General features: G+C 29.9%; 9 protein-coding genes and 2 pseudogenes. All 11 read left to right on the top strand.

All coding sequences use genetic code 11. From position 1 onward, the window contains the following. Nucleotides 1–263: 263 nt before the first annotated feature. The 11 genes and pseudogenes from BDU_RS07075 to BDU_RS07115 all read left to right on the top strand — a co-directional run bounded on the left by BDU_RS07075 (nt 264) and on the right by BDU_RS07115 (nt 11,984). Nucleotides 264–869 carry a Vsp/OspC family lipoprotein gene (locus BDU_RS07075; protein WP_012539662.1) on the top strand — a complete coding sequence of 202 codons (606 nt, stop codon included), beginning with the start codon at nt 264–266 and terminating at the stop codon, nt 867–869. A 153-nt stretch (nt 870–1,022) separates the two neighbouring features. Beyond that, nucleotides 1,023–1,157, top strand: a complete 135-nt coding sequence (locus tag BDU_RS08910; protein ID WP_318250859.1) for a hypothetical protein — start codon at nt 1,023–1,025, stop codon at nt 1,155–1,157. A 582-nt stretch (nt 1,158–1,739) separates the two neighbouring features. Then, on the top strand, nt 1,740–2,399 hold the full coding sequence (locus tag BDU_RS07080) for a Vsp/OspC family lipoprotein (RefSeq protein WP_012539663.1): 660 nt from the start codon (nt 1,740–1,742) through the stop codon (nt 2,397–2,399). 251 nt (nt 2,400–2,650) lie between these two features. Beyond that, the gene (locus tag BDU_RS07085; protein WP_012539664.1) at nt 2,651–3,682 is read left to right on the top strand and encodes a variable large family protein; all 1,032 of its coding nucleotides are present in this window, start codon (nt 2,651–2,653) and stop codon (nt 3,680–3,682) included. Between the two features lie 245 nt (nt 3,683–3,927). Next, a pseudogene (locus tag BDU_RS07090) lies at nt 3,928–4,988 on the top strand (variable large family protein). Between the two features lie 215 nt (nt 4,989–5,203). Continuing rightward, a complete protein-coding gene (locus BDU_RS07095) occupies nt 5,204–6,283 on the top strand; it encodes a variable large family protein (RefSeq protein ID WP_012539666.1) in 1,080 nt (359 codons plus the stop codon). Nucleotides 6,284–6,858: 575 nt separating this feature from the next. Beyond that, nucleotides 6,859–7,435: pseudogene (locus BDU_RS09070) on the top strand (variable large family protein); the annotation flags it as partial. A 36-nt stretch (nt 7,436–7,471) separates the two neighbouring features. After that, the gene (locus BDU_RS09075) at nt 7,472–7,741 is read left to right on the top strand and encodes a P12 family lipoprotein (protein ID WP_404801595.1); all 270 of its coding nucleotides are present in this window, start codon (nt 7,472–7,474) and stop codon (nt 7,739–7,741) included. Between the two features lie 549 nt (nt 7,742–8,290). Further along, nucleotides 8,291–8,884: a hypothetical protein gene (locus tag BDU_RS07105; protein WP_012537734.1), complete on the top strand. Its 594-nt coding sequence runs from the start codon at nt 8,291–8,293 to the stop codon at nt 8,882–8,884. A gap of 128 nt (nt 8,885–9,012) precedes the next feature. Next, nucleotides 9,013–10,209, top strand: coding sequence for a hypothetical protein (locus BDU_RS07110; protein WP_012539667.1), 1,197 nt, complete (start codon nt 9,013–9,015; stop codon nt 10,207–10,209). Between the two features lie 1,595 nt (nt 10,210–11,804). Next, entirely contained in the window at nt 11,805–11,984 is a 180-nt protein-coding gene (locus BDU_RS07115; RefSeq protein WP_041177761.1) for a hypothetical protein, read from the top strand. Nucleotides 11,985–12,070 lie beyond the last annotated feature (86 nt).

Genomic DNA, 12,070 nt, shown 5'->3' on the forward strand with positions numbered 1-12,070 from the left:
ATACTAATGATACTTCCTGTATCATCTAAAAAGAGTGGTTCTGGTGGTCAAAATAAAATAGGTAAAGTTATGTAAGTAAATAAGAAAAATAAAGTCATAAAGTGAAGATACTAAGAGTTAAGCTTTTGGTATTTTTTATTTTATAGTATGTTAAATAGAAATATGTTACTTGATATGATTAATTTTATTATTTGTGATTTTTTTAAAATGTTCTAATTAAAAGTATTCAGTTTATTATATAAAATTGTACAAACAAAGATAATATGGTGATGGGATGTAATAGTGGGGGAGTAGGAGGAGTAGAAGAGGGACAAGTAAAGAAGGGAGATGGGAGTGTAATAGATTTAAAGGGAGTAAGTAAAAAGATAAGAGATGCGGTGGAGTTTTTGGGGAAAGTAAAAGAAGTGCATGTTTTAGTTAAGTCAGTAGATACTCTTGCTGGTGCTATTGGGAAGAAGATTAAGTCAGATGGAAAGTTTGATACTATGGCTGGTAAGAATGGATCATTGCTTGCAGGAGCATATAATATTGCGTTGGATATCAATGGTAAGTTGACGGTATTAGAGGGTAAGGTTGGACTTTCTGCTACACTGAAGGCAAAGGTTATTGCTGCGAAAACTAGTGGTGAATCATTCTCAAATAAATTAAAAACAGAACATACTGATCTTGGGAAGGAAGATGCTAGTGATGATAATGCAAAAGCAGCTTTACTTGTAACAAATGCTACTAAAAATAAAGGAGTAACTGAGCTTGAATCCCTCAATACAGCAGTTGATGAGTTAATAACAGCTGCTCAAGCTGCAGTGGAAGCTGCAATTAATGAGCTTACAAATCCTGTTAATGTTGCAGCAACGGATGGTCAATCTTAATAAGGTAAGAGATAAAGAATTTGGATGTTATTGTAAAATTAGTTTTTTACTTGGAAGGTAAGTAACCGGAGCAAATAAAATCAATAGCTATAAAGCTAAGAGTGTAGTATTCTTAGCTTTTATTTTTTTTCTTGTAAAAGCTAATTAACTACTTTGTCACTTATCAGAAAAAAGGAGGTACGGAAAAAATTAGAAAAAGACAGGATAGCAATAGATGAATTATTAAGGGCTTCTAATAAAATGGTATCGGATGTAATGGCAGAACTTGTAATTAAATCTACTACTTAAAGAAGTTAAATTATATAAATACCAAGATATTCAATTAGGATAATAACTTTAAGAAAATAAATAAAGTTGTAAATTAAAGATACTGATGAGGATACTTAGAGTTAAGTTATTTGTCTCTTTTATTTTATAGTGAAGTAGAGATATATTGCTTTATATGATTAATTTTATTATTTTTGGTTTTTAAAATGTTCTAATGAAAAATATTCAGTTTGTTATGTTAAATTGTACATATCATACAAGATAACATATTATATTATAAAAAATAAATTTTAATCTTTATTGTGATGTACCTTAGTTATTTAAAAAGATTGAATGACAATCATTTATGGTTTTATAATATGGTAAAAAATACACAAATATTTATGATAAGAAGTCATATATGATAGATATAGAAAAGTCAATGATAAATATTTTATATTTTTAAATTTATAATAGAATAAATAATCAGTTTTTATATAGATATTTTATGAATTTTCGTTTGTCCATTCATTCATAGTTGTATTCGTTTTATCTTTTGTGTTTTCCTTATTCTTAATAAAAAAGCGAGAAATAAAGAAATAAAAAAACAAGGAAGCGAAAAGAATGAGGAGAGAGAAAAAAGAAGAGGGGAGAATAAGAGTAATAATATTGATGATGGTGATGATGATGGTGATGATGATGATGGGATGTAATAGTGGGGGAGGAATAAAGGAAGGAGAGGAAGGGAAAGCAAGGAAGGGAGATGGGAGTGTAATAGATTTAAAGGTGGTAAGTAAAAAGATAAGAGATGCGGTGGCATTTGCAGAAAGTGTTAAAGAAGTGCATACTTTAGTTAAGTCGGTTGAAGAGTTGGCTAAAGCTATAGGCAAAAAGATTGATGCTAATGGTAGTCTTACTGCTGAAGCTGATTATAATGGGTCTTTACTTGCAGGAGTGCATAGTGTAATATCAGCTGTAAACACTAAGTTAAAAGGCTTGGAAACAACAGATAACATTTCTGATGAATTGAAAGTAAAGATTGTTGCTGTTGGGAAAGAAGGTAAAGCATTTTTAGATAAGTTGAAAGAAAAGAATGCTGATCTTGGGAAAGAAGGTGCTAAAGATACAGATGCTAAAAGTGCTATAGATGTAACTGATAATACAAAAGATAAAGGGGCTACTGAGCTTGCTAAACTCAACGGTACAATTGATGAATTGTTGAAGGCTTCTAATAAGATATTGTCGGATGTAATAGCAGAGCTTGTAGTTAAACCTACTACTTAAGGAAGTTAAAGTATATAAATACCAAGATATTAAAGCAAGAAATAGCTTTAATAATATAAATAAATAAATAAATAAAGTTATAAAGGGAAGATACTGAGAGTAAGCTCTTTGTATCTTTTTAATTTTTATGAATTTGTTGTCATTTGTTAGTGATTATTCATTCATTTTTTGTGTATTTGATTTTATTTTTTTTGTCTTCCTACTATTTAAAGATAAGCTAGAAAAAAATAAAAAATAAGGAGGCTAGAAGAATGAATAAAGAGAAAAAAGGAGAGGGGAAAGTAAGAGTAATAATATTGATGATGGTGATGATGATGATGGGATGTAATAGTGGAGTAAAGGATCCAGAGAAGGTATTTTTGAGTGATATAGCAAATTTAGGGAAAGGATTTTTAGATGTATTTGTGAGTTTTGGCGATATGATTACGGAGACATTAGGAATAAAGGCAGATACAAAGAAAAGTGAGATAGGTGGATATTTTACTAAAATTGAGAATACAATGAAGATAGTGAAAGGTAAATTAAGTAAAATTTTAGAAGAACATGGGAATTATGAGAAAGTGAAAGAGAAGGTAGAGGAATTTATTGGGAAGATAAGTAAGATCGAAGAAGGGGCAAAGGAAGCGTCAAAAGGTGCTACAGGTGATGTTGCTATAGGAAATGCTGTTAAAGGAGGTCAAGATGCTGTAGCAGCAGATGTTACAAGTGTCAATTCACTTGTGAAAGGAATTAAAACAATAGTTGACGTGGTGTTGACAAAAGGCAAAGCAGATGCTGATGCCATTCAAGATGGTGAAAAGAAGAAAGTTGGACAATTTTTTGCAAGGAAAGATGATGCTCCTCAAGAGGCTGAGACAGCTAAGGCAAATGCAAGTATAGGAGCAGTGAGTGGTGCTGATATATTGCAAGCTATTGTTAAGTCTAATCAGGTTGTTAATGGTGATATTAAAATTGATGCGGCTCAAAATGCAGCAGAGATTGCTGCTGCAAAAAAAGATGATGCTAAAAAAGAGATTAATGAAGACCAAAAAGACGCAATAATAGCAGCAGGTATAGCATTGCGAGCGATGGCAAAAGATGGTAAATTTGCGGCTAAGCAGGATGCTAGTGATAAATATGCTAATGCAGTAAATGGTGTAGTATCAAGTGCAGTAAATAAGGTGTTAAGTACATTGACAATAGCAATAAGGGATACAGTAGATTTGGGATTAAAAGGGATAAATAAGGTATTAGGAGAGATTAAGCAAGGAGAGGGTTCTGAAGCTAAAGTTAAGGCTAATTAATAGGTGAATTAGTATATATAGTTTATGTAATAATTATTAGGTAAAAAGGCTAGTAGAGAGCGCAATCAAGCTCTCTTTTTTATTTGCAGTATTAAATCATATTTTTTTGCCTCTAATTCTTTAATAAATAAGCTATGAAAAAGCTAATAATGAATATAAATAAGGAGGGGAAGAAAATGAATAGAGAAGGAAAAGAAGGGGAAATAAAAGGGAAGGGAGGGATAGGAGAGAGAGTAATAGAGAGAGTGAAGAGAGAGGATAAGATGTGGGATAGAATGAGAATGAAGGGATTAATATTGATGATGATGATAGTGATGGGATGTAATAGTGGGGGAGTAGTTGGAGGAGAGGAAGGGAAGAATAAATTTTTGCAGTCATTAGTTAATGTGAGTGAAGAATTTTTGAATGTTTTTACTTCATTTGGGGAAATGGTAGGGAGCGTATTGGGATTGAATGTTGATTCAAAGAAGTCGGATGTAGGTAAGTATTTTAAGACAGTGCAGAGTACAGTAGAAGGGATTAAGAGTGGGCTTAATAAGATTGTTGCTGAAATGAAGGAAGAAAAGAATCCGAATGCTGAGGCTACTGAAAGTGCAGTGAAGAAATTGGTTAGTGAGACACTTGATAAGATAATAGTTGGAGCAAAGGAGGCAAGTGAGGCAATTGGTGATGCAGGTGATCCAATTGGTAATATCGCTGCTAATAATGCTGGAGGTGCTGCAGGAGCTGATGTTGATAAGCTAGTAAAGGGAATTAAAGGGATTGTTGATATAGTACTTAAAGGTGTAGGAAATGCAGAGGCTGGGAATGATAAAAAGGCTAGTGATGGTTCTACTGCAAGAACTGCTAATGGTGGGAATGATGAAGCAGGGAAATTATTTGGTAATGCTGCTATTGGTGCTGCTGATAATGCAAAGAAGACAGCAGCAGATGCAGCAAAAGCAGTAGGAGCAGTGACCGGAGCTGATATTCTGCAGGCTATAGTTAAAAATGTTTCAGCTACTGATGCAAATGCAAAAGATGGAACAATAGCAGGAGCTATAGCATTGCGAGCTATGGCAAAGAATGGTAAATTTGCTAATGATAATGCTGGAACTGCTGAAGTTACTACTGCAGTTAAAGGGGCGCTGCTGTTAGTGCAGTAACTAAGGCGCTAGATACATTAACAGTAGCAATAAGGAAGATAATAGATGCAGGACTTAAAGAAGTAAAAGCAGTAATGAAAATTAATGCTAATGCTACTCCTGTGGTGTCTGATAAGAGTGCTTCTGATGCTAAGAATCAATGGCTAAAATTATATGACTGAATAATAAAATAAGATAAATAAAGTTATAACGGGAAGATACTGAGAGTTAAGTTCTTAGTATCTTTTATTTTATTTTGTCTAAAAGATATATTTTATTTGATATTGCTAACATTTGTTATTTATTATCCGTTAATTCATAGTTGTGTCCATTTTGTTTTTTTGATTCTCCTTTAAAGATAAGCTAGAAAAAAATAAAAAATAAGGAGGCTAGAAGAATGAATATAGAGAAAAAAGGAGAGGGGAAAGTAAGAGTAAAAGTAGTAATATTAATGGTGATGATGATGGTGATGATGGGATGTAATAGTGGAGGAGGAATAAAGGAAGGAGAGGGAGAGAGTTCTCAGAGTAAATTTTTGAAGTCTATTATTGGTTTAAGGAATGAATTTTTGAATGTTTTTACTTCTTTTGGGGATATGGTTGGAGGAATATTAGGGTTTAATGCTGTTAAGTCGGATGATAAGAGAAGTAAAGTGGGAGAACATTTTAAGACTATTGGAGATGGATTAAAGAGTACTAAGGATAAATTGGATGCTTTAGCTAAAGATATATCTTCTACTGCATATGCTGATATTACAGCGGTTGAGACTGTTATTAAAGGTACTAGTGAAATTATTGCAAAATTAGTAACTTCTGTAACTAAGCTTGCTGGGGTTGTTGGTGATACTGATATAGGTGATAATGCTGCTGCTGCCGTGGCTGCTGATGCGGCTGGGGTTAAGACTGTTATTGATGAGATTAAGATTATAGTTGAGACTGCTATTAATTCTGGAGTAAATATTGGGAAAGGGATTACTGGTGGTGAAGTGGCTGCTGGTGCTAATACTGATGCACCTGCTGTTCTTACTGCCAATGCTGCAGTTGGTGCTGGTGCTGCTTCAAAACTAGCAGGTGAGGTGTCAAAAGCAGATCCATGGGCAATGATTGATAAGATTCATAATGCTAAGGTTGTTGAGCTTACTCAAGATAATAATAATGAGGCTGGTGCGTTAGCTACTAAAATTGGTGCTAATAACTATGGGGCAAAAACTAATGCAGATTTGGCAGCAGCAGTAGCTCTGAAGGCAATGACTAAGAGTGGTAAATTTAGTGCTGCTGCTAATGAAGCTGGAGCAGTTAAAGCATCAGCAGTAAGTGCAGTAAATAAGGTATTAGGGATATTGGATGTAATAATTAAGAAAACAGTAGAAAGTAATTTAGATAAAATAAGAGAAGCAGTCAAGGGAATAAAATACTCTGAGAGTATTGGAGTTAACTCTACTAAATCTGATACTATTCAAGCTACAACCACTAAATAAATTAGTAATTTAAGTAATAAAAGATAAAATAAATCATTAAGTACAACACTTCTCTTTATTTAGGGAAGTTGTTTTCTTTTATTTAGATGTATTTCATTTTGTATTCTTTATATTGTAATGAAAAATATTAAGTTTATTGTATGGTGATTTTTTAAGAAAGATAATATTTAAAAAATAATGAGCTTTAATTTTACTTACATGAGATGCTTTAGTTGTTTAACAAGATTTAACGGTATACACATCATATCCTGAATATTAAAAATATATTACATATTAGGATCCAAATAGATTATATTTTACATAATTTATGTATTTTTTTGTAGAAAAGTTAATGTTAAAGATTTTATGTTTTTGAATTGATAACAAACAAAATAAAATTGTCATTTATTCATTCAATTTATCCATTAATTTATTGATCTCTGTGTTCGTCTTATTTTTTGTGTGTTCTTATTTAAAAGAAAATCTATAAAAAAAACAAGGAGGCGAAGAAAGAAATGAAAGGAATAAAAGGGAAGGAAGAATTGGGAAATAAAGAGGAGAGTAGGAAGGGAAGAGTGAAAAGAGTAAAGGGAATAATGGTGATGGTGATGATGATAGTGATGGGATGTAATAGTGGAGGAGTTGCGGGAGGAGGGGGGAAGGTAGACTTTTATTAGTCAAAGAAGAATAGTTTTTTAGAGTCATTAGTTGCGATAGGAGAAGCGTTTCAGGAGATTTTTGTTGGGTTTGGGGAGTGCTTTTGGAGATGTATTAGGATTTAGTGTAGTTAAAGTGGGGGATAAAAAAAGTAAGGTAGGAGAACACTTTGAAAAAGTAAAAAAGGGATTTGAAGATACTAATAAAAAATTAAAAGAGCTGGAGGGTGATATTTCTGGGGTAAAGAGTGTTGATGTGAGTACAATTAAAGTAGTTGAAAATACAATTAAAGGAGCGGGTGGTGTTTTTGATAAATTAATTAGTTCACTCACTAAATTTACTGGTGTAGTTTATGATGGTTCTGATATTGGTCATAACGATAATAATGCTGCTGGTGGTGTTGAAAAAGCTAGCGTTGATACCGTAATTACAGAAATTAAAAATATCATTGATATAGCAGAGAAATCTGGAGTGAAAATTGTTTCGGGGAATGCTGGTGATAAGGTAACAGCTGCTGCTAATACCGATGCTCCTGCTGTGTTGGGTGGTCATATGCTACTCTTGGTGCTGGTAAAGTATTTTTTTGAGAAATCACAAAAGACTTTGAAAGAAGCTATTACTGAAAGATTAAAAAATAAACATAGGAGTTCCTGGGAAAGAAAAAGAAATATTGATGCAATAGCTAGAAGGTCGAGAAGTGAAGCAGAAAGTTCTTTAAAGCAATTAGAATCTGCTTCTTCTAAGATAGGTGAAGTAATGGGAAGAAAGAAAGATATAGAAGAACTTATTGAAAATGCAAAATCTGTTCTTGGAGGGTTTTAAAAGATAAAAAAATATGTAATAGTATAAATATTATTTTTAACAATAGTATTTAAAAGGAGAGTCTTCTTGTTGAAAGGAGACTCTCTTAGGTTTTATTTAAGAAGTGAATATGAGAAAAAGTATTTTAACAGTATATATGATTAAGTAAAGTAAACAAATGGTATGGTAGAAGAAAGAGTTCAAGTAGTTTCTGTGGCGCCTGTAGTAATCTGTTAATTTATTATCAGAAATTTAACAATAAAAAGTGATGACAGGTTATTTTTTATATGAATATAGGATCCTTGAAGGAGTTAAGAGTGTTTATGATTGGAAAACGATATTGAATTTTTTAAATCAATATCGTTTGATTATTTTTATTATTGTTTTTTATTTTTACTTTTGACTAAAATCTTGGACTCCTTAATTCATTGTAGTTATGATTAAAATTTCGTTTTTTGAGCAATATTCTGTACAAAAGATAGAATTAGGTTATACATATTGTGAATATTAGTAATAGTGACATATGTTTATTACTAATAAATTAATTTTGTATTTTGGAGGTACGATAGGATGAATTTTGTGTATAGCAGAGTTGTATTGATATTTTGTATAATTTGTTTTGCAAGTTGTGGTTTATTGAAAACTAAGAATAAATCTCGGTTATTGCAAGACCTAAAAAATATTGATTTAAAATCTGATTGGAAAGACAATCTTAAACTTAATAATGATGAACTTGGTATATTAACTTTTTTTATTGATGCATTAAAAGATGAATTACCAAAAACACGTGCCAGTGCAGCTCATTTTAATATTTATTTAAAAGGCGATTTATCTAAAGTGGAAGAGTATGTTAAAAGGTTTTTCTTAAAATTGCATGATAAGGGTAAAGTTAAAGAACTGCTTGGATATATTAAATATGGTAGAGATAATTCACCTAATGTAGAGGGTAGAGATGAAGATCTTGGTATGGATGCAAAAGAACATTATAGGATTGAGGTAAGACTTGCTAGTGTTTTTGATAATTATTTTATGTTTTTAAATCCTCCATCTTCTGGGCCATCTGCTGTTCGATCTGCTAAGTCGCCTTTTGTTGGTGGTGATCCTGAAGATAAAGTATTTGATGATATTAAAGGTGTGTGTTATGAATATAGAAATTCGCATTAATAATATTAATGTTTTAGTTTACAGTAAGAGATAAATTTAAAGTTGTATTTATATGGAAAAGGATTTTTTTACATTTTATTCAATTGATGTAAATTTAATGTTAAATATTAACTTTAAAGGAGAGAAAAATGAAATTCAAAACTAGATATTTGTCTTTGGGATTACTTTTTAGTTTTATCAGTTGTGATTTAATTTTTGACGATAAAATTAAAGAAAAATCTCTAATTTTATTTGATAAGGTGAATGCTGTCTTGGATACTAGTGGACAATCTGTTGAAAATGTCAGGTCTCCGAAGCAAAAAAGAAAAATTGTCAAAAAAAGATTATCTACTAGTGGTAAGAAATCTGCTAATAGTAATTTAGCACAAGATGTATTATCAGATGATATAACTAGTGGTCTTCAATATGATGTGAAACGTGATAATGCACATATGCAAAAGGGATTAGTACTTAAAGACAGTCTTGAAAAAAATGATGTACTTCTTAATGAGAAAGATTTAAATGTTATATTATCAAATACAACATCTGAATTTAGTAAAGAAGATATACAAAAACAAAAATATCAGGATGTAGAGAGTAAAAATTCAATCACTGAAATTTCAACAGGATACAATTTAGATAGTCATTCAAGAATGGTTAATGGAGTATTAACTTCTCTTAATGGAGAGAGTGGTGAATTAAAGGAGACTATTGAAAGCAATGCAATTGAAGTTAATTTTACTATAGACTCTGATTTAGGGCCAAAACATATTTCAGGCTCAAATACTATTGCATACACTGATATAGTAGAGGAAGAAGATTATGATCAATACTATTGGGAAGATAATGAAGACTCTTGGGAAGATAAGGAATTATTGAAAGAAGAAATAAGGCTAGACAACAGATATAAATCTTATCTAGAAAGTGTAAGATATAATGTAGATTCAGCAATTGATACGATTGATAAAATATATAATAACTATATATTATTTAGTACAAAACAAACCCAAATGTATTCTACACGTCTTAATAGTGTTACTAAAGCTAAAGCTAGAGAAGAGGCTAAATATTTTACAAAAGAAAAACTTGAGAGAGATCTTAAGACACTATTAAATTACATTCAAGTGAGCGCAAAAACAGCAACAAATTTTGTATATATAAGGGAAATACATGCAAAACAAAGATTGAATAAACTTGAAATAGAAATGAAATCTTTAATTTCAAAAGTTCAAGGACAATCTAATTCATATGAAGCATATAAAGCAATAGTAAGTTCGATTCTACAAATGAAAGATTCTCTTGAGATAGTTCAAAGCTCTACTGATAAGAATGGTCCTTGGTATTAGAAAGTAGTATGTTATTATTTTATATTTGATAAAAAACAGGCTACATATAATTATAGTCTGTTTATAGTTTAAGACAATTATTATATTAGTAATAATTGTAATTATCAATTACAGTTATGTGTAGATTTGTAAATGCAATATATTAAAAATAAATATATTGCATTGTTTTTATTTTTTGTATTAGTTATTCTTTATTTTAAAGTGTTCTTAACGATAAGTTTAAATATGAAAAATTCATGAGTAGTTTATAGATAGTTTTCTAGACAATAATCAAAAAAAGTGCTTTTTGATTTCTTTTAAAAGGATCTTTTTAATATAAAAAGGCTTTAGAAGAGTCAAAGAAAATATACAATTGTGAATATGATTGATGGTCATAAATTAATTTTAACTATGAACGACAATGTCATTAAATAAATTATTTACTGAATTGAAAAATAATAAAATTGAAATACATTCTTAATAATATGTATACCTGTCAAGGCTATTAGTGATGGTATAGATATTGTATTGTCAACTCTTGGTGTATATCCTTAGAAAAAAGTACCTTATTTTTTCTGTATATTCTGTTAAAATCTAAAAGACAATGTTTGTGTGCATTTTTATATGTATGGCAGTAGATTTTTGAGTGAGAATTCCTTTTTTATGTGTGTAATGGAAGGATATGGGAGTTTTTCAAGTTTATTATTAGTAAAGGTAAGTTTTGGCATTTGTTTGAGGTAGAGCTAAAAAGTTAATGCTTTTTAAGTTTTTTAAAATAGTAAAAAATAAAATTCTTAATTTTAAGAGCGTTGTGTACAAAATGAAGGTTATAAAAAAGTAATAATTTCTTTTTATATATGATGTTCTTCAGAAAAAATTAACAAAAAGTATATTGTAATTAAATGTTTTGGATATATCCCTTGTTTTTAAGGGTTTTAATAATATTTTGTTTTTTTATTGTTTCTGCATTTTTATATTTAATTGTGTGATTTGGCTAATTGGTTTATATTAAAAGTATAGTGTAATACTTGAGAGAGTTGAAAAATGTAAAATAGGATTCGTATATTTTAGTTAAGAGTTAAAAATTTGAGTGCTCGCTTTGCAAAGAAATTAAATGCTAAAATCATTAATAAATGATTATTTTGTTTGTTAAATTATTTATTTTGGATAAAGATTAATATTTTTATAAATATGAAGTATATGATATAGATGTTGTATACTTACTAATATCTTTTTGTGTATATATGTTGTTATTTTATATTATATTTATTAATTAGTGATAATTAGTGGGGGTTTCAATAAGACAAATTTTTCAAAAGAGGTGTAATAGTGAAATTTAGAAACAAATTTTTAATTTTAAATAGAAGCATAAGATTTGTTGTTGAGAATGAATAAAAAGAGAATTTTCAGGAAAATACTACTGTGAAAGAAGAAGCAGGTGAAGAGGAAAGAGTTAGTAGAAAAAGTAGTATAATAAGATGGTGTGAATTATGTAAATAATGCACTTACTTGGATTAAAATAATAAAAGAAAAAAAACAGAAATCAGATATAATGAATGAAATTTTGGCAATTTTTGGAGATTTTTTTAATTTAAAAAAGATTATTTCACAAAAATATGCACGGAGAGACTAAGGCTAATGATATAAGTAAACTCTTAGAAGATTCTCGACAAGTAGTAGAAGAATCGGTCTTAAAACTGGAAGAAAATTTTCAAAAAGTAAAAAACTTTTTAGAAGAGGCTATTAAAAAAATAGTTGCAAAAAAAAATAAAAAAATATTAATAATAATGAAATAGAATAGGTTATTATGCTAGTAGTAGTCTATCTATTATCTATTAACTATTATCTATTTCTATTTAGTGTTTAGTTTTTTGATGTCAAT

The organism is Borrelia duttonii Ly (genome assembly GCF_000019685.1).
In the GTDB taxonomy this organism is placed as follows: Bacteria; Spirochaetota; Spirochaetia; order Borreliales; family Borreliaceae; genus Borrelia; species Borrelia duttonii.

Excerpts from the sequence above, each read along its gene's own strand:
- BDU_RS07075 (WP_012539662.1), top strand. The coding sequence starts at position 264 with ATGGTGATGGGATGTAATAGTGGGGGAGTAGGAGGAGTAGAAGAGGGA.
- BDU_RS07080 (WP_012539663.1), top strand. The coding sequence starts at position 1,740 with ATGAGGAGAGAGAAAAAAGAAGAGGGGAGAATAAGAGTAATAATATTG.
- BDU_RS07085 (WP_012539664.1), top strand. The coding sequence starts at position 2,651 with ATGAATAAAGAGAAAAAAGGAGAGGGGAAAGTAAGAGTAATAATATTG.
- BDU_RS07095 (WP_012539666.1), top strand. The coding sequence starts at position 5,204 with ATGAATATAGAGAAAAAAGGAGAGGGGAAAGTAAGAGTAAAAGTAGTA.
- BDU_RS09075 (WP_404801595.1), top strand. The coding sequence starts at position 7,472 with ATGCTACTCTTGGTGCTGGTAAAGTATTTTTTTGAGAAATCACAAAAG.
- BDU_RS07105 (WP_012537734.1), top strand. The coding sequence starts at position 8,291 with ATGAATTTTGTGTATAGCAGAGTTGTATTGATATTTTGTATAATTTGT.
- BDU_RS07110 (WP_012539667.1), top strand. The coding sequence starts at position 9,013 with ATGAAATTCAAAACTAGATATTTGTCTTTGGGATTACTTTTTAGTTTT.
- BDU_RS07115 (WP_041177761.1), top strand. The coding sequence starts at position 11,805 with ATGCACGGAGAGACTAAGGCTAATGATATAAGTAAACTCTTAGAAGAT.